The organism is Limnoglobus sp. (genome assembly GCF_059499385.1).
The window spans coordinates 19,401-37,051 of record NZ_JCABYM010000062.1 but is presented as its reverse complement, the minus strand read 5'-3'; the positions used below and the strand labels follow the sequence as shown (position 1 = coordinate 37,051).

Genomic DNA, 17,651 nt, shown 5'->3' with positions numbered 1-17,651 from the left:
CGCCATCCGGCACACAACCCGACTGGTGCGGCGTCGCTCGTGACGGACCGCAGGTCGGCCGGATGCCACAACTAAAGGAGGGGGCACATGGCCCTCGGACTGCTCGGCCTCAAGGTCGGGATGACGCAAGTTTTCACGGACAAGGGCGACGCCGAACCCGTCACCGTCATCGAACTCGGCCCGTGCCGGGTGCTGCAAATCAAGGACAAGGACCCGAAGAAGGACGGCTATGCGGCCGTGCAACTCGGGTTCAAGGACAAGCCGCGTAAGAACGCCATCCGCTCCGAGCAGGGGCACGTCGCCGCCGGGCTGAAGTCGAAGCGGAAGGACGCCCGGCAGAAGGCCGGCGTGCAGTTGCCGCCGAAGGCCGACTGCGAGCCGCAGCGGTACGTCCGCGAGTTCCGCGTCGAGAGCACCGAGGCGAAGGTCGGCGACGTGTTGGCCGTCGGTCAGGTGTTCAAGGACGTGGCCGCGGTGGACGTGATCGGCACGTCAAAGGGCCGCGGCTACCAGGGCGTCATGAAGCGGCACAACTTCGACGGCCTGCCCGCCGCGCACGGGGCGAAGAAGGTCCACCGGCAAGCCGGTTCGACCTCGTCGCTGGCCAGCAACCGGGGTAGCGGTCGGCCGAAGAAGGGCTTGAAGCGGGCCGGGCAGTACGGCAACACCCGCATCACGATCCGCAACCTGAAGGTCATCAAGATCGACGAGGCGAACAACCTGATCCTCGTCCGCGGCGCGGTCCCCGGCCACGCCGGCGCGTTCGTCATGGTCCGGCCGACGAACAAGAAGTAAGAAACGCGATCGGCGTGCGACCCGTCGGGTCGCACGCGAGTTTGACGTGAGCCTCACGCCCCGACCCGCTCGGGGACGGGGTTGTAGATGCCGTTCGCGCCGGGCAGCGGGTGCTGGTAGCGGCCGTACCGGTAGACCTCGTTGAGCATCTTCTTCGCCTTGTCGTCGAACGGGCTGCCGTCCACGGCCGCGGCCGTCGCCTCCACGTCGTATTCCATCTGCTTCAGCTGCACCTCGTCGCCGTCGATGACCGCGTACCTCGCGAGCGGCACGCCGTCCCGCTGCAACCCGAGGCTGCCGGGGTTGATGACCTTCGTGCCGACCACGTCGAGCGCGAACTGAACGTGCGTGTGCCCGACGCAGACGTAATCGGCGTTCCACCCGGCGACGCGGTTCGCCCACTGGACCGGGTCGGCCATCACGTACTCGTCCATCGGGTCGCGGGGGGTGGCGTGGACGAGCAAGAACCGCTTGCCGGCGAGGGTGAACAGGCTCATCGTCGGCAGGTCGGCGAGGTAGCGGCGGTCGGCCGAGTTGAGCATCTGCTGGGTCGGCACGCGGGTGGCCATCGTGAGGTAGCGGAACCCGCCGACGCCCATCACGTCCACGCTCTGGGCGACGCCGTGGTCGTGGTTGCCGCGGACGCAGTACGCGCAGTTCTCGCGGGCCCACTGGACGACCTTGCCGGGTTCCGGGCCGTACTCGACGAGGTCGCCCATGCACAGGCAGATGTCGTGCGGCTCGCGGAGGGCGGCCAGGGCGGGCCAGTTGCCGTGGATGTCGGAGACGAGGAGTATTCGCATCGACCCGTCCGTGATAGGCGTTGATCTTGATCCTAGAACGGGTCAAGTCAACGGTCTAGCCGGGCGTGTCGATTTTGTCGGTCGCGGGACCCCTGCGACCGACAGAAGCCTTACGGTGCGGTGATCCGGCCCAACACGACGCGGTCCACGCCGGGGACCTTCCGGACCTCCGCGGCGAACGCCCAGCCGTCCTCCGGGTCGTTCACGGTCCCGTCGATGGTGACGACGCCGGCCCGCACTCGCGCGGTCAGCCCGGCGAACCGGGTTTGCCCGCGTTGCACATCCTCGATCGCGGCTTCCACGTCCTGGTTCGGCGCGACCGGCACGGCCGTCGGCGGGATCGTCGGGTACTGCGGCGGCCCCTCCGGCGCGGGCGGGGCCGGGGCGGGGATCGGCGAGTACCCGCTGGCCGCGCGGGACGGGAGCGGCTTCTCCGATCTTGCGACCGGGTCTTGCAGGAGCGGCACGGCCGGGGCCGCCGGCGCGGCCCGCTGGACCACGACCTGGCCGCTCGGCCGCGGGTCGGCGGCCGGGGCGCGGGTCGGTTGCTCGACGCCGCGGAACTTCTCGGCGATCTTCTTCTTCAACGGGTCTTCCACGGCCGGGACCCAGGCGGACACCTTCACGTCCGTCAGGTCCGGGACGACGCGGAGCAGCTGGCCGATGCGGTCCGATTCGTCGCGGGACGCGACCGGCCCGCCGACGACGGCCACGCCATCGACCACGCTGACGATCAACGACCGCGCCTTCAACACGGCATCCGTCTGGAGTACCGTCTGCACCCGGCGGGTGAGTTCGGCGTCCGAGACGCGGCCGGCGGCCGGCGGCTCGATCCCGCGGGCGAGCGGGGCGAGTAGGAACAGGGTGAGGAGTGTGATTCGCATGGCGGTGGCCGCTGCTGGGTGAGAATACGTGCTGCATTCTGCGACCGGGGAACGCCGGGCGAAACCGAACTTGATGAAAAGTTTTCAATTCGGAGGAAGGTCGGCAGCGCGACGCGCCGGCCGCGAAGAGTCGCCCGGTCGGGCAAGGGGGCGGGACTGGCGAAGGTGTTCCGACGATGCGTCTTGTAGGGCGGGTCAAGGCTTTGCGCCGACCCGCCGGGGGACCGCAACCGCGCCGAAGAGATGCCGTACTGCCTGGATCCCGACGGCGGGTCGGCGCAAAGCCTTGACCCGCCCTACAAGACGAGCGGCAGCCGGATCGTGAAGCAACTGCCGACGCCTTCCTCGCTGAACAGCAGCAGGTCGCCGCCCTGCTCGCGGATCGTCTTCTGGCTGACCGGCAGGCCGAGGCCGGTCCCGCGGTTGCCCTTCGTGCTCACGAACGGCTTGAAGATTTCGTCCCGCATCTCCGCCGGGATGCCGGGGCCGTTGTCGCGCACGTCGAGCTCCATCCACTTCCCATCCGCCGTCGTTCGCAACTCCAAACTCACCTTCGCCCCGTCGCGGCCGTCGAGCGCGTCGATGGCGTTGCTCACGAGGTTTAAAAGCGCCCGGTGAACGCCGTCCGGGTCGCACGGCACGGGCGGGAAGTTCGTCGGCGGGTGGTATTCGAGTTCGACCCCCTGCTCCGCCGCCCGGCCGTGGACCACGTCCAGCACGTCCGCGATCAGGGCCGGCAGGTCCGTCGGCTCGATCGCGGGGTCGCGCTCCTTCGAGTAGCTGAGCATGTCGAGGATCATGTCGTCGATCCGGCCCTGGTTCTTCTCGACGAGCCGCCAGCCCTTCGCCAGCAGCTCCTTGTCGTCCTCGGCGAGGGCGGTGCGGACCATGTCGCTGCCGAACCGGACGCCCTGCATGATGTTCTTGATGTGGTGCGACATGCCGGCGATCGTCTGCCCGACGGCCGCCAGCCGCTCGGCGTTCACCATCGCCTGGTAGTACCGCGTCTCCTCGATGGCCAACCCGGCCTGGTGCGCGATGGCGATGGCCAGGTGGAGGTGGTCGTCGGTGAACCGCGGCTCGTCGGCCCCGGACTGCGTGTCGAGGAACAGCACGCCGACGGTCTCGTGGCGGCCGCGCATCGGCACGCAGATGACCTCCCGCAGCCGGTGCTTCGCGATGCTCGGCCCCTCGCGGAACCGGTCGTCAGCCGCGGCATTCGCCACGAGGATGCCGGTCTGGTCCTTCAGGACGTGATCGACGATGGTGCGGCTGACCGTCAGGTCGGACTTCTCCCGGCCGCGGGCCTTCACCGCCTTTGGCATCAGCGCCGCCGTCTCCACGTCCTTCACGAGGAAGCAGCCCTGGTCGGCGTCGGTCGTCCGCAGGACGAGCTCCATGATGCGGTCGAGAAGCTCGTCCACGTCGAGGATGTGGCTGACGGCGGTGGCCGCCTCGTACAGCACGGCGAGGTTCGACAGCCGCGTCCGCAGCCAGGGCGTCGTAGCCTGCGACGGGTCCTTGAGGATGACGCTGCCGGCGTCGGCCGGGACGCGGCGGACGACGCCGGAGATGGCGCTCGAGCCGGGGTCCGGCGTGAGCCGCACGGACGCCGTCCCCGTCGAGCCGTCCGTAGTGAAAAGCAGGACGGTGTCCCCGAGCGCGATGTGGTCGCCGGACCGGAGTTCGGCGGTCTGCACCGGCTGGCCGTTCAGCCGCGTGCCGTTCCCGCTCCCGAGGTCGGCCAGCACGTACCCGCGGGGCGTGGCCCGCAGTTCGACGTGCCGCCGGGAGACGCGGTTGTCGAGGAGCTGGATCGGGTTCGTCGAGTGCCGGCCGACGACGACGGCGAGGTCCTTCAGGGTGAACTTCTTCCCCTGATCGACACCCGAGATGACGACGAGTTGGGGCATCGCACAGCCCTACGAAACGTACAGCTTCCGCTCGCGGACGAACTCCTCGACGCTCCGCGGCACGAGGAAGCGGATCGACTTCCCGGCCGCGACGCGGGTGCGGATGTCGCGGCTGGCGATCTCCATCAGCGGGCAGTCCACGACCGTCATTCGCACGTCGTTCGGCGACATTTCCAGCGCCGCCGCCAGCTGCTCGCGCGTCCACAGCGGCGTTCCGGGCCGTGGCACGACGACGAGCGCCGCCTGTTCTAGCACCCGCTTCGGCTGGTACCACCCCGGCAGGTCCGGCAGGCAGTCCGCGCCGACAATCAGGCTGAACGAATGCTCCGGGTGGCGGCCGCGGAGTTCCGCCAGCGTGTTCGCCGTGTAGCTCGGCGGCGGCAGCTCCTTCTCGATCGGCTCGACGCGGAACAGCGGCTGCCCGGTCGTCGCGAGGGCGATCATGTCGCAGCGGTGCTCGAACCGCGTGATCTGCTGCCCCTGCTTGTGCGGCGGCTGGTAGCTCGGCAGGAACCAGACCTCGTCCAGCCCGGCGTCGGCCCGGCACCGCTCCGCCAGGATGAGGTGGCCGAGGTGGATCGGGTCGAACGTCCCGCCGAAGATGCCGATGTTCATGCCGGTAGTTTATCGCGAAGGTCGCGGGCGGCCCGCTCCGGGAACACGTCGTTGATGAACACGCCGCTGCCCCACTCGAACCCGGCCACCCGGCTCAGCCGCGGGATCAGCTCGACGTGCCAGTGGAACCGCGGCCACTGGCCCCGCGGGGCGGTGTGCAGGAACCAGTTGTACGCCGGGAAGTGCAGCACCCGGTCGAGCGCGACGAGCACCCGCTTCATCAGCGTCGCCAGTTCCGCCACATCCGAGATCGTCTCGAACCGCGGCTCGTGGTCCTTCGGCAGCACCCACGTTTCGTAGGCGAACCGCGGCGCGAACGGGCAGACGATCCGGAAGTTCTCCGACTCCACAACTAACCGCGCCGGCTCAATCATTTCGCAGAAGTGGCATCGCGGCGACCGGAGTTCTTCCCGCAGTGCGTCCGGTACGAACGGCAGCGCGACGAGTTGTGAGTGCAAGTGGTCGAGCGACGCCCCCGCCTCCGCGCCGACGTTCTTGAAGATGGACACGGACTCGATCCGCGGGTCGGCGGAATAGTGCAGCAGTCGTTCGCGGTAGGCGGTGAAGACGTTCGCGAACTGGGTGTCGGATAGTTCCGTCGGGTTCGCGAGGTGGTCCGGGCATTCGACGACGACTTCGTGGAAGCCGAACGCTTCCGGCGTGTCGGGCCGCACGGCCGGGAACTTGTTCGGGACGACGCGGAGTTGCCACCCGTGCGTGTCGCGGACGGCGAACGCCTCCGGCGGCGTCTCGGCCTCGTGGCCGGGACAGAACGGGCACGGCCCGTCCGACTTGCGGGTGCGGTGGTGCGGCTCGGCGTGCCGGAGCGTCATCGGCCGGTCCGCCCGTTCCGGGGCGAGTACGACCGTCCGCCCCGTCACCGGGCAGGTGCGATATTCGGGCTGCTGCGTCACGCCCCTACTCTAGTGCAGAAATCGCGACAGTCGCCACGTTCGCGGGCTGGTATCTTGACCGTATCCCGACAGGACCAGAGCCATGCCGACCATCACCGTGAACGCGGAAGCCCGCTCCTTCCCCCGCCCGCTGACCGTCGCCGAACTGCTCGCCGACCTCGGCCGCGACCCGACGAAGCTGGCCGTGGAGGTGAACCTGAACGTCGTGCCGCGGGCCGACCACGCGACGACGCCCCTCCGCGACGGCGACGCCGTCGAGATAGTCACCCTCGTCGGCGGCGGGTCGCCGGCGCTCGACCCGCCGGCGGACAAGCCGCTGAAGGTCGGCAAGTTCACCTTCCGCTCGCGGCTGTTCACCGGGACCGGGAAGTACACGAGCTATGAACTCATGCAGCAGTGCATGGACGCGAGCGGCTGCGAGGTGACGACCGTGGCCGTGCGGCGGGAGCGGCTCATCGACAAGGACGGCAAAAACCTCCTCGACTTCCTCGACCTGAAGCGGCTGACCATCCTGCCGAACACGGCCGGGTGCTTCAGCGCCGACGACGCGATCCGCCACGCCCGCCTCGCGCGGGAGCTGCTGACGAACCTCGAAAACCCCGGTGCGGGCTGGGTGAAGCTCGAATGCCTGGCGGACAAGCGGACGCTGCTGCCGGACCCGGTGGACACGCTCAAGGCGACGGAGCAACTCGTGAAGGAAGGCTTCACGGTCCTGGTCTACACGAGCGACGACCCGGTGCTGGCGAAGCGGCTGAAGAACGCCGGGGCTGCGAGCGTGATGCCGGCGGGCAGCCCCATCGGGTCCGGGCAGGGCATCCTCAACCCGAACAACATCCGCATCTGCTTGGAGTACCTGAAGGAGGGCGACCCGGACTACCCGGTGATCGTGGACGCCGGCGTCGGCACGGCGAGCGACGTGTCGGTGGCGATGGAGCTCGGCTGCGACGGGGTGCTGCTGAACACGGCCGTCGCGAGCGCCGCCGACCCGCTGCGGATGGCGTGGGCGATGCGGTACGCGACCGACGCCGGCCGGCTGGCGTACCTGTCCGGCCGCATCCCGAAGCGGCTGTACGCGACCGCGAGCAGCCCGACCGAGGGGTTGATCCAAGGGGCGAACCGATGAGCGCCGAACCTTCGACGGCTGCCCCGAACCCGTTGCAACAGGTGTTTCGGCATCTGGCCTTTGAAGTTCTGCCGAGGAGTGTTGGCAGCAAGCCGGTCGAGTTCATCGCGAACTACATGGTGAACCCAGAACGGTTCACCGCCCGGCTTTTCCGCGAAGCATCTCGAGGGATGGGGTTCCCAAGAGACGACGCAGTTGCCCAGCAACTGCGCTCGCACTTCGGCGATTTCGGTGAGGATTGCGAGTTCTACATGATCGAGTTCCCGCGACTACCGGGAGGGGCCAAGCCAGCGATTTCTGTTGCGGCCGTGGTACTGGATCGAGAAACGGACGAAGTGGTTTGCTACGTACTCAGCGAGGAAGTTGACGGCAGCACGGCGGTTCGCGCCGTCCACAATCGGGTCAATTGGCAACTTGGCAACGGTCCCGAACCGCTTGCCGGCGCGTTCCTGAAATATCTTCGACAAACGCACGAGGGATTCTTGCAGGCACATTCCGAACTTTGACCAACGTGAGGTGAGTCGTGGACCTATCGGCCCCGCCCAAACTCCGCATGTACATCCTCATCCGTGAATCCGTACCGACAGGCTTCGCGGTTTTGGCGGCCGCCCACGCCTCGCTCGCCGCGTATCTGCGATTCCGTGAATCTCCAGAAGTCGCTGACTGGCTAAGCGGCCCGTTCTACAAAACTGTTTGTCGGGTTACGGATGAAGAGTTTCAACGAGCAAAGGAAGTGACCGATCATGTGGTGCTGACGGAGTCGGCCATCGACGGCCAAGAAGTCGCGATTGCGTTCAGACCGCGGGGAGAGTATCCCAAGTCATTCCGGTTCCTCAAGCTGTTTAAGTAATTCACCGCTCATACCACGGCCGCACGTCCACGCCGAGCATCCCGGCCCGTCGCGCCGCCTCCAGCCCCAGGTCTGTGTCCTCGAACACCACGCACGCTGCCGGCCGCTCGCCCAGCCGCTTCGCGGCCTCCAAGAACACGTCCGGCTCCGGCTTGTGCCGCGGCGTGTCCTCGGCCGTCACCACCACCGGGAACCACGACAACACGCCGATGATTTCCAGCGTCTGCCGGACCACGTCGCGATAGCCGCCGCTCGCCACGGCCATCGGCAATGTGCCGCGGAACTGTTCCGCCAGTGTCATCACCCGCGCCACCGGCCGGACCTCGTGCAGGAAGTCGAGGAAAATCGACTCCTTCTCGTGGACCATCGCGTCCACGTCCGCCACCGGAACGCCGGTCTCGTCGGAAAGCAGCCGGATGATACGGCTCGTGGGCATCCCGCCGAGTTCGTAGAACCGCTTCTCGGCGAACGCGATCCCGTGCCGGCCGAGCATCGCCGTCCACGCCCGGTAGTGGATCGGCATCGTGTCCGCGAGCGTCCCGTCACAGTCGAAGATCAAGGCCCGCGTGCCGGGCGGTGGCGTCCAATTCATTTCGAGATTCTACGACCCCGCCTTCGCGGTGTCGGCGTCGAGCGAGCTGGCCCCCAGCACCCAGAGCGTGCCGCCGAGGAGGATGAACGCGGACACGCCGAGGAACGCGGCCTGCAAGCTGGCGAAGTCCGCGACGAGGCCGATGATCGGCGGCGAGATCACGTCCCCGAGCATGTGGATGACCAGGATGTTCACCGCGAACGCCGTCGCGCGAATCTCGGACCGGGTGACGTTCGCCAGGATCGTGTTCGCCGGCCCGGTGTTGAAGAACAGGAAGAACACGGCCACGAAGAACAACCCCCAGGCGTAGGGAAACGGCACGAGCAGCATCGCAACGAAGAACGGGAACGCGAGCAGTGTGGACCAGCCGATGGTGTGAAAGTACGCGCCGCGGACGCCGCGGTTGCGGAGCTTGTCGCCGACCCACCCGCCGAGCATCGTCGCGCCAAGCCCGGACACCACGACGATGACGCCGAAGATCAAGTTGATCTTTCCCAGCGACATCGAATCGCCGGTGGTCGCGGCCGTGAAGACGCGCTCGCCGTACTGCTTCAGGTGGTCGTCGCCGAGCGCGTCGCGCAGACGCGACTTGAAGCCCGCGAACGAATCTACACCCGTGCCCTTGAGCGGTTGCAGCTTCGCCACCACGTCGGCCGGCACGAGCGGGCGGTCGTCGGTCGTCTTTTCTTTTTCCAACGCCTCGAACGTGGCGTCGCTCACCGCAAAGCGGGCCTCCCGCTGGAAGATGTACGTGGGTGCCCAGGCCGCCACGCCGCCGAGTACGAACGTCGTGCAGGTCATTCCCAGGCAGCACAGGACGAACGACCGGATCGTCCGCAGTTCGCGGAGCACGCCGCCGTAACTCGGCTTGGGACCGGCGGCCGCGGCGGGCTGCGGCGGTTCCGGCATGAAGAAGCAAAGTACGCCCAGCCCCAACCCGCCGACGGTTGCCAGGAACGCGGTGCGCCAGCCGAAGTGTGCCTCGATCTGCCCGCCGAGGACGAAGCCGAGCGCGCTGCCGACGGGAATCGCGAGGTAGAACAGGGCCATCACCTTGCCCCGCTTCGACACCGGGAACATGTCCGAGAGCATCGACGGCGCGACCGGCCCGTACGCGGCCTCGCCGATGCCGACGAGACAGCGGGTGAAGAGCAAGACGACGAAACCCGTGGCCAACCCCGACCCGGCGGACGCGAGGCTCCAGACGATCACGCCGAACCCGACGACCCACCACCGGCGGCCGCGGTTGCCGAACCACCCGAACACCGGCGACAGCAGCGTGTACGACACGAGGAACGCCGACGTGAGCAGGCCGAGCTTGAACTGGAGGTTCGGGTCGGTCGGGTCGAACAGCGTCGCGTCGAGTTGCAGCTTCGGCAGCACGGCCGAGAGGACTTGGCGGTCGATGTAGTTGAACAGGTTGATGACGAACAGCAGGCCGAGCGCGGCCCCCGCGCCGGGGACGGCCTCGGTCGGGCCGCCGGTGGACGATACCGGTGCTGCCATTCGTGCTCCTTGCTTTGGACTTCCGAAGTCCGGCTTCGAGTTCGGAAGTCGAACGGGACCAGGGGCCGAGGCGGTGCTTCCGACGGCGTCCGAACAGCTCGCCGGCCCGGATCGACTCCCGAACTCGAAGCCGGACTTCGGAAGTCGGGTTCCCGATACCCCGGTGTACCAGTTCGCGGTAGACTCATGGTATCCCGATCCGCGCGAGCGTCGTCATGCCCTATTCCGCCGAAATCAGCCGGACGAACCCGGCGTGCGTCCTCATCCTCATCGACCAGTCGAAGTCGATGGAGGAGCCGTTCGCCGGGCAGCCGGACAAGCTGAAGTCCGAGGGCGTGGCCGACGCCGTAAACCGGCTCATCCAGAACATGGTCCTCAAGTGCGCCAAGATCGACGGCGTGCGCGATTACTTCCATGTCGGCCTGATCGGTTACGGCGGCGAGCTGACGACCGGGCTGGGCGGGAAGCTGCCGGACGAGGTGCTCGTGCCGATCGGCAAGCTCGCGGACAAGCCGCTGCGGGTCGAGAACCGCGTCCGGTACGTCGAGGATGGCGAGGGCGGCACGCTCGAACAGAACGTGAAGTTCCCGGTCTGGTACGACCCGGTCGCCCGCGGCCGGACGCTCATGAACACGGCGTTCGAGGCCGCGGAACTGATTGTCTCCAGCTTCATCCTGTCGTACCCGGAGTCGTACCCGCCGATCGTGCTGAACATCACCGACGGCCGGCCGAGCGACGCGAACCCACTGGCGGTGGCCAACCGGCTGAAGAAACTCGCCAGCACGGACGGGTCGGTACTGATCTTCAACCTGCTGCTGTCCGCGGAACCGAAGCCGCCGATCTACTTCATCGACGACGAGAGCCTACTGCTCGACACGTACTCGAAGTTGCTGTTCCGCATGTCGAGTCCGCTGCCGCCGAAGCTGCTGCACGCGGCGCGGGCCGACGGGTTCCCGGTGAACACCGGGGCGCGGGGCGTGGTGTTCAACGCCGACCTCGTTGCCGTCGTGCGGTTCCTCGACATCGGCACACGCGTCACCACCACGATGAGGTAGCAGGATGCCGTTCGCGTTGGATGTGCAAGTCCGCACCGTGCCGAAGGCCGGGAACACGGACGCCCAGAACGAGGACGCGGCCGCCGTCGCGGCGAAGCTGCGGCGGGTCGCCGTCGCGGACGGCGCGTCCGAGGGGTGGCAGTCCGGGCCGTGGGCGAAGGTCCTCGCCACCGCCTACGTCCGCACGCCGCCGGAGCCACCGACATTCGACGAATGGGCCGCCGCCGCCCGCGAACAGGCTCCACGGTCCGAGGCGAAGTCGTGGTACGCCGAGGAGAAATCCGCCCTCGGGTCGTTCGCCACGCTTCTAGGCGTTGCGTTCGAGGAAACGAAGGACGGCGGCATCAAGTGGCGGGCCGCGGCCGTCGGCGACTCCTGCCTGTTCCAGGTCCGCGGAGCGAAACTTCTCACAAAATTCCCGGTTGAATCCGTGGCGGACTTCTCCAACCGGCCGAACCTCGTCGGGTCGGCGGAGACCGCCCCGCGGCCGGAAGTCGAGTGGTTCGCGGGCCGGGCGGAACTCGGCGACGTGTTCTACCTTCTAACGGATGCCGTCGCGGAATGGTTCCTCCGCACCCGCGACGCCAACAAGATGCCGTGGGCGGAGTTGGACCAGGTAACGAGTTCGTCACTGCCGCCCGCCGCGTTCGCCGTCTGGGTAAAATCGCTCCGAGACGGGAAACAGATGAAGAACGACGATTCGACGGCGGTTCGGATCGCGGTACAACCTTCCCAGGATTCGCCATGAGCTGGCCGCTGTCGCAGGACTTCAACGAGGCGGTCCAGAACCCGTCCACCGCGTTCGGCGACCCCGACCTCAAGGGCGGCACGGTCACGACCAACCCGATGGGGATGCCCGTCCCGCGGTCGGGGAACTACGCCGACGTATATCAGATCACCGCCGCGAACGGGACGAAGTGGGCCGTGAAGTGCTTCACGCGGGCCACGTCCGCCGGCCTCGACGCGCGGTACGCCGCCGTCAGCGAGCACCTGGCGACCGCCAACCTGCCGTTCACCGTCGGGTTCAACTTCCTGCCGCAGGGCATCCGCATCCGCGGGCAGTGGTATCCCATCGTCAAGATGCAATGGGTGGACGGGTTCCCGATTAATGCGTTCGTCCGGGACAACCTGAACCGCTCGACGATCCTGGAGAACATGCTCTCGCTGTGGGTGCGGCTCTGCCGCCGCCTCCGCGAGACGGGCATGGCCCACGGCGACATCCAGCACGGCAACGTGCTGCTCGTGCCGGCCGGCGGGAACTCGCTCGGCCTGAAGTTGGTGGACTACGACGGCATGTTCGTCCCGGCCCTCGCCAACCAGCCGACCGGCGAGGCGGGGCACGCCAGCTTCCAGCACCCGGAGCGGGTTCCGTCGCAGGTCTACTCCGCGGACCTCGACCGGTTCCCGCACCTCGTCGTCGCGACCGCCCTCCGCGGGCTGCTGATCGGCGGCAAGGCGCTCTGGGACCGGTACGACAACGGCGACAACCTTTTGTTCACCGAGCGGGACTTCAAGAACCCCGGCCAGTCGAAGCTGATGAAGGAACTGTGGGAGACGGGCGATCCGTTCACCGTCGGCCTCGTCGGGCACATGGTCCTGAGCTGCACGAAGCCGCTGCACCAGACGCCGTGGCTGGACCAGCTCATGCCGGGCGGCCAGCCGCCGATCCTCACGCCGAGCCAGGAGCGGCAGGCGGCCGCCGTCTTAGGGTTCAACATCCCCGGCGGGACGCCGGCCGTCGCCGCGCCGGGCTTGCCGACCGTGCAGCCGGTCCCGGTCGCGGTCGCGCCGCCCCAGTACGCTCAGCCGGTTCCGCAGTACGCCCCGCAGCCCGTACCCGTCCCGGCCCAGCCGGCGGCGCGGAAGGACTTGAGTTTCGACTCGGCGGGTGACGCCGACGACGTGCGGCGGCCGCGCCGCCGGAAGCCGGCCGCGAACGCCTCGAACCTCGTCCCGGCGATCATCGCGGGCGTGATCGTGCTCGGCGGCATCGTCGCCGCGACCGTCTACTTCACGACGGGCAAGAAGCCGCCGGAGGTCGTTCAAAAGGAGAACGAGAACCCGCCGGTGGACCCGAAGCCGGTCGATCCCAAGCCGGTGGACCCGAAGCCCGTGGATCCGAAACCGGTCGCGCCCCAGCCGGTCGATCCGCCCGAGAAGCCGCCGGCCGACAACGTCAAGAAGGGCACGCTCGTTTGGTCCGTTCCGGCGTCCGCGAACCCGGAGCACCGCGGGCGGACGGGCAAGTTCACGCTCGACGGCCGCCGCGTCCTATCGGCGGCGCAGACCGCCGGCCTCGTCGACGTCCTCGACGCCCGGACCGGGCAGAAGGTCGCCACGTTCCGCGACCACGAACCGCCGGCGAACGCCTTCCCGTTCCCGCTGCCGCAGGGCAAGGCGATGTCCGTGGCCCGCGAGCCGGTGATGCTCGTGTGGGACCAGGAGACGGGCAAGGCCGCCGCCCGCGCCCCGATGGCGAACCCGATCATCGGCCTCACCGCCGTGCGGGCCGACCAGCAAGGGAAGTATGCCGTCCTGGTCAGCGACGAAAAGGCGACCGTCCTGGACATCGAGAGCGGCCGGGCGGTGCAGACGTTCACCACGCCGAAGCCGCCGCACAACCACGCCGCCACCGCCATCCGGCCGGACGGGTCCGCGGTGCTGACGATCACCGACGATTACAAGCTCAAGGTCGTCGCGCTGCCGTCCGGCCGGGTGACGAGCGAGAAGCCGATCAAGGCTGAGAAGCCGGGGATCGTCTCCGCGTGGTCGGCCGACGGGAAGCTAGCGGCGATCCGCGAACTGGACGGCGACACCCTCCGCGGCCGCGTGCTGGTCGTGGACGTGCCGACGGGCGAAGTGGTGAAGGAACTCGTCGGTTCGCACCAAATCCCGGCCGCGTTCACCGCCGACGGCCGCCACCTCGCCGTCGCGCAGAACGGCGCGGTCGAGCTGCTGGACACGGCCACCTGGGACCGGGCCGCGACCGCGAAGTTCGCCGCGGCCGGCAACGAGAACCTGACCGACCTGGACGTGACGCCCGACGGCGCGCGGGCCGTGGTAACGACGTACCAGCGGACGCACTACCTCGTCTCGTTCGCCGGCGACGCCCCCTCTGTCCTGCCGCCGGGGAACCCGCCGACCGCGGCTAACGCCTTGCAGGAACTCGCCGTCGTCGCGCCGACCGACATCCCGCTTCCCGCCCCGAAGGCCGTCGCCGTGGACCGGTCCGGGACGGTCTACTACGCGGCCGACGAGAAGGCCGTGTCCCGCGTCGATCTCGCGACGAAGAAGGTAACGGCGACGTACACGCCGGGGCTGCTGGTTCAGAACCTTTGGAGCATCGCGAACGGCGACCTGGTTCTCGAAATGCTCGACGGGGCGAACAGCACGTACCTGATGGCCCTGGACGGCGAGGCGCTGAAGCCGGGAACCCGCGCGTCGGTGATCGTGAGCGGGAACGCTCCGGCGAAGCACGTCCACGTCGCCCCGGCCGCGATGGTCGCGGCCGTCGTGCAGGCGAACGGCAGCGTCCAACTGCACGACCTCACGGGCAAGCGACAACTGCCCAACCCGAAGGTTCCCACGCAGGCGACGACGGCCCATCTCACGGCCGACGGGAAGAAGCTGTTCGCCCACTGCGGGGACGACCTCCTCGTCGTGGACACGGCCGGCCAGGACGCGACGCGGACCATCTCCCTCGTGCAAGGCCCGCGGACGAAGGTCGTCGGCGTCGAGGACGTTTCCCCCGGTGGGAAGTCCGTCGTCCTGCAACTCGAAGCCCAACAGGAGCGGGCGCGGTTCCAGTTCCGCTCGGTGGACGACTGGAACAAGACGTCGTTCCTCGGCCTGGCCCAACCCTACGCGAACTACAAGGTCCGCTACGTCTCGGACACGAAAGTGCTGATCGCCTCCCAGATGGACACTTCCGTGTACGACACGGCGCTCGCCCGGTACGCGGGTCGGGTCAGTTACCGCACGCCCGGCCAATCGCCGGTCGCGGCCGTCGGCGGCGAGGGCGACGTTGCAATCGTGGCGAACGCCGCCCGCACCGTTATCTACCAAACGGCGGCCCGCGGCAATCCGGTCGCTGTGACGCCCGCCGCGCCGGACGCGGGGATCAACCGGCTCATCGAAACTGCGTCGTTGCTGACGACGGACCTACGGATCGGCCTCATTCGCCGCGCCGCGGTGGACCGCACCGGCAAGACGGCGTTCCTGGCCACAGATACCGAACTACATTCCGTGGACGTGGCGAACAAGAAGGTCACGAGCAAGTACACGACCGACGGCCGCATCCGCGGCGTGTGGGCGACGTTTACCGGCGAGGTCGTCCTCGAAGTCCGCAAGGGGAACAACAAGGCCGAGCTGCACGTCGTCGATCCGGCGACCGGGAAGCCGACCGGCGCGGAAGTGGTGACGATCGCGGACGACTCGCCGAAGCACGTCAACGTCTCGGCCAGCGGCACGCTCGCCACGGTCGTGAAGGCGAACGGCCATGTCGCGGTGTACACGCTCAAGAACGGCAAGCTGCTCTACACGTACCACCCGGACCCGGTCGCGATTGCGGCGTTCCCGAACGCGGACGGGTCGAAGGTTATCGCGAATTGCGGCAAGCGGGTCCACGTCTACGAACTCGCGAAACGACCGAACTTCTCGTGGGTCGTCCCGACGTTCCTGAAGGACCAGCCGGAACTGGAAATCGAGGACGTGTCGCCGGACGCGGCGGCCGTCGTGTTCCGCACCCGCGGCGAGGACGGCGTCGGCACGAAGTTTTACGTCATGGCGTTCGCCGACCGCCGGAACCCGGCCACGATCACCACGGCCGCGACCGGCACGGCCGTGCAGGCCCGGTTCGTCGGCGACGGTCGGCGGGTCGTCGTGTCCGAGGACGCGCGGCTGACGCTCTACGACGCGGCCGCCGGCCGGCCGGTGTTCAGCGTCACGCCGCGGACGCTCGGCGGCACGATGACGCCCGTGCCGGGGCCGGGCGGCGAGGTGGTCGTCTTCGGGTCCGGAATCGGCGTCACGATCTACCGCACCGCCGGCGGCCCCGGCATGGTCGCGGTCGAACCGCCGCCGGCCACCCCGGCCACCCCGAAGCGGTTGGCCGTCCCGACCGCGGCCGAGCTAACCGTCGCCGAGAAGGCGGTCAAAGAAACTTACGCCGCCGACTTCGCGAAGAAGACGCCGGACGACCGGAAGCGGCTCGGCGAGAAGCTCCTGACCGACGCGAAGGAGAAGGCGAAGGAACCGGCCGAGCAATACTTCATGCTGAAGGAGGCCACGGCCGTCGGCGTCGAGACGATCGACCCGGCGCTGATCCTGAAGGCGGCCGACGCGACGAACGAGGTGTTCGAGGTGGACGGGTTCGCGATCAAGCTCGCGGCACTCGAGAAGGTCGCCGGGACGGCCGGCCAGGCCGGGCCGCTGCGGGCCGCGGCCGAGGCGATCCAGGAACTCGTCGAGGAACTCGTCGAGAAGGACGAGTACGAGAAGGCGGCGAAGCTCGCGGCCGTGGCGGTGTCCTGCTACAGCCGGGCCGGCGCGAGCGCCCACCAGCGGGAACTGGAGCAGCGGCTCGCGCACCTGAAGAAACTCCGCGACCGGTTCGAGGCGGTGAAGACCGCCGCCGAGAAACTCAAGACCGCCCCCGACGACAAGGACGCGAACGCGGCGGTCGGCAAGTTCCGCGGGTTCTGGCAGGGCCGGTGGGACGAGGCGTTCAAGATGCTCGCCCAGGGGTCCGACGCGGACCTGAAGCGACTCGCCGAGGTGGAGCTGAAGGCCGACACGGATGCGGAGTTGAGCGACATGAAGCGCGGCGACCTGTGGCGGGAGTACGCGGCGAAGTTGCCGGAAGCGGACCGGCCGCCGGCCACGGCGCGGGCGAAGTTCTGGTACGCGAAGGCGCTCGTGCTGAACCGCGCCGGCGGCCCGGAGAAGGCGGCGGCGGAGGCCCGGCTGAAGTTCACGGCGCTGGGCGTGGACTACCTGCCTGGCCTCGTTACCGAGTTGTACGTCCCGCGGGGCGGGCGGAAGTTCAAGGGCGTCCTGGAGTACACGATCGACTTCACGGCGGACGTGCCGGAGTTCCAGAACCTCGGCAGCCCGACGATGGGGGCGAAGTGGAGCGGGGTGATCGTGCCGCCGACGGCCGGCCGGTACAAGATCGTGGCCGAGACCCGCGACGACGTGCGGGTCGTCGTCGGCGCGAAGCCCGACGAGAAGAAGCTGATCGAGGCGATCAGCAAGGGCGTGTCCACGCCGAAGGAGGCGTACCACGTCTTCGGCGAGCGGCCGGTCCCGATCGTGGTGGAGTTCGCCGGCTTCATCCGCGGCCAGCAGCACGGGCTGAAGCTGAAGTGGCTCCGCCCCGGCAGCAAGTCCGAGGAACTCATCCCGGCGTCCGCGTTCTTCCACAGCAAGCTGGACGAGAAGCTGGTGACGGAGAAGTAAACGACGCGGCCCCGGACGAAATCTTGGGCGCGTCCGTGCTGGGACCGCGGGCGTCCCGCCCGCCAACCCGCGGGGTTTCGGGGATCGATCTTTCGTGGCTGGGGCCGTGGCGGGCGGGACGCCCGCGGTCCCAGGTCACCCC

Annotated in this window: 14 protein-coding genes; 7 read left to right on the top strand and 7 right to left on the bottom strand. The window is 68.5% G+C overall.

The window, feature by feature from the left end; genetic code table 11:
• The first annotated feature begins 87 nt into the window (after positions 1-87).
• Complete coding sequence (gene rplC, locus AC5JJ2_RS11440; protein WP_495858117.1) at positions 88-795, top strand: 50S ribosomal protein L3; 708 nt, start codon at positions 88-90, stop codon at positions 793-795.
• Positions 796-848: 53 nt separating this feature from the next.
• Here the strand turns inward: rplC and AC5JJ2_RS11435 are convergent, their stop codons facing one another.
• From AC5JJ2_RS11435 to AC5JJ2_RS11415, 5 genes are all read right to left on the bottom strand, one after another.
• Positions 849-1,598, bottom strand: coding sequence for a metallophosphoesterase family protein (locus AC5JJ2_RS11435; RefSeq protein WP_495858116.1), 750 nt, complete (start codon positions 1,596-1,598; stop codon positions 849-851).
• 110 nt (positions 1,599-1,708) lie between these two features.
• Complete coding sequence (locus AC5JJ2_RS11430; protein WP_495858115.1) at positions 1,709-2,482, bottom strand: BON domain-containing protein; 774 nt, start codon at positions 2,480-2,482, stop codon at positions 1,709-1,711.
• Between the two features lie 296 nt (positions 2,483-2,778).
• Entirely contained in the window at positions 2,779-4,395 is a 1,617-nt protein-coding gene (locus AC5JJ2_RS11425) for an ATP-binding protein (protein ID WP_495858114.1), read from the bottom strand.
• A gap of 9 nt (positions 4,396-4,404) precedes the next feature.
• On the bottom strand, positions 4,405-5,010 hold the full coding sequence (nadD, locus tag AC5JJ2_RS11420; protein WP_495858113.1) for a nicotinate-nucleotide adenylyltransferase: 606 nt from the start codon (positions 5,008-5,010) through the stop codon (positions 4,405-4,407).
• Complete coding sequence (locus AC5JJ2_RS11415; RefSeq protein WP_495858112.1) at positions 5,007-5,924, bottom strand: galactose-1-phosphate uridylyltransferase; 918 nt, start codon at positions 5,922-5,924, stop codon at positions 5,007-5,009. Before AC5JJ2_RS11415 ends, nadD begins: the two co-directional genes overlap by 4 nt.
• A gap of 82 nt (positions 5,925-6,006) precedes the next feature.
• On the opposite strand from AC5JJ2_RS11415, the gene thiS reads away from it, so the two are divergent.
• The 3 genes from thiS to AC5JJ2_RS11400 are packed head-to-tail and all read left to right on the top strand — an operon-like array spanning position 6,007 to position 7,897.
• Positions 6,007-7,047, top strand: coding sequence for a sulfur carrier protein ThiS (gene thiS / locus AC5JJ2_RS11410; protein WP_495858111.1), 1,041 nt, complete (start codon positions 6,007-6,009; stop codon positions 7,045-7,047).
• A complete protein-coding gene (locus AC5JJ2_RS11405) occupies positions 7,044-7,553 on the top strand; it encodes a hypothetical protein (RefSeq protein ID WP_495858110.1) in 510 nt (169 codons plus the stop codon). The genes thiS and AC5JJ2_RS11405 overlap by 4 nt, the downstream gene beginning before the upstream one ends.
• A 47-nt stretch (positions 7,554-7,600) precedes the next feature.
• Complete coding sequence (locus tag AC5JJ2_RS11400; protein ID WP_495858109.1) at positions 7,601-7,897, top strand: hypothetical protein; 297 nt, start codon at positions 7,601-7,603, stop codon at positions 7,895-7,897.
• A gap of 1 nt (position 7,898) precedes the next feature.
• On the opposite strand, the gene AC5JJ2_RS11395 is transcribed toward AC5JJ2_RS11400, so the two are convergent.
• Positions 7,899-8,489 (bottom strand): HAD family hydrolase, encoded by a 591-nt coding sequence (locus AC5JJ2_RS11395; protein WP_495858108.1) that lies wholly within the window; start codon positions 8,487-8,489, stop codon positions 7,899-7,901.
• 9 nt (positions 8,490-8,498) lie between these two features.
• Complete coding sequence (locus tag AC5JJ2_RS11390) at positions 8,499-9,995, bottom strand: spinster family MFS transporter (RefSeq protein ID WP_495858107.1); 1,497 nt, start codon at positions 9,993-9,995, stop codon at positions 8,499-8,501.
• A 215-nt stretch (positions 9,996-10,210) separates the two neighbouring features.
• On the opposite strand from AC5JJ2_RS11390, the gene AC5JJ2_RS11385 reads away from it, so the two are divergent.
• Genes AC5JJ2_RS11385 through AC5JJ2_RS11375 form a run of 3 tightly spaced genes read left to right on the top strand, consistent with a single transcriptional unit; the run spans position 10,211 to position 17,509 of the window.
• Positions 10,211-11,050 (top strand): VWA domain-containing protein, encoded by an 840-nt coding sequence (locus tag AC5JJ2_RS11385; RefSeq protein WP_495858106.1) that lies wholly within the window; start codon positions 10,211-10,213, stop codon positions 11,048-11,050.
• A 4-nt stretch (positions 11,051-11,054) separates the two neighbouring features.
• Entirely contained in the window at positions 11,055-11,798 is a 744-nt protein-coding gene (locus AC5JJ2_RS11380; RefSeq protein WP_495858105.1) for a hypothetical protein, read from the top strand.
• Positions 11,795-17,509 carry a WD40 repeat domain-containing protein gene (locus tag AC5JJ2_RS11375; RefSeq protein ID WP_495858104.1) on the top strand — a complete coding sequence of 1,905 codons (5,715 nt, stop codon included), beginning with the start codon at positions 11,795-11,797 and terminating at the stop codon, positions 17,507-17,509. Before AC5JJ2_RS11380 ends, AC5JJ2_RS11375 begins: the two co-directional genes overlap by 4 nt.
• The last annotated feature ends 142 nt before the right edge of the window (positions 17,510-17,651 follow it).

Coding starts and splice junctions, on each gene's coding strand:
- rplC (WP_495858117.1), top strand. CDS start 88: ATGGCCCTCGGACTGCTCGGCCTCAAGGTCGGGATGACGCAAGTTTTC.
- AC5JJ2_RS11435 (WP_495858116.1), bottom strand. CDS start 1,598: ATGCGAATACTCCTCGTCTCCGACATCCACGGCAACTGGCCCGCCCTG.
- AC5JJ2_RS11430 (WP_495858115.1), bottom strand. CDS start 2,482: ATGCGAATCACACTCCTCACCCTGTTCCTACTCGCCCCGCTCGCCCGC.
- AC5JJ2_RS11425 (WP_495858114.1), bottom strand. CDS start 4,395: ATGCCCCAACTCGTCGTCATCTCGGGTGTCGATCAGGGGAAGAAGTTC.
- nadD (WP_495858113.1), bottom strand. CDS start 5,010: ATGAACATCGGCATCTTCGGCGGGACGTTCGACCCGATCCACCTCGGC.
- thiS (WP_495858111.1), top strand. CDS start 6,007: ATGCCGACCATCACCGTGAACGCGGAAGCCCGCTCCTTCCCCCGCCCG.
- AC5JJ2_RS11405 (WP_495858110.1), top strand. CDS start 7,044: ATGAGCGCCGAACCTTCGACGGCTGCCCCGAACCCGTTGCAACAGGTG.
- AC5JJ2_RS11400 (WP_495858109.1), top strand. CDS start 7,601: ATGTACATCCTCATCCGTGAATCCGTACCGACAGGCTTCGCGGTTTTG.
- AC5JJ2_RS11395 (WP_495858108.1), bottom strand. CDS start 8,489: ATGAATTGGACGCCACCGCCCGGCACGCGGGCCTTGATCTTCGACTGT.
- AC5JJ2_RS11390 (WP_495858107.1), bottom strand. CDS start 9,995: ATGGCAGCACCGGTATCGTCCACCGGCGGCCCGACCGAGGCCGTCCCC.
- AC5JJ2_RS11385 (WP_495858106.1), top strand. CDS start 10,211: ATGCCCTATTCCGCCGAAATCAGCCGGACGAACCCGGCGTGCGTCCTC.
- AC5JJ2_RS11380 (WP_495858105.1), top strand. CDS start 11,055: ATGCCGTTCGCGTTGGATGTGCAAGTCCGCACCGTGCCGAAGGCCGGG.
- AC5JJ2_RS11375 (WP_495858104.1), top strand. CDS start 11,795: ATGAGCTGGCCGCTGTCGCAGGACTTCAACGAGGCGGTCCAGAACCCG.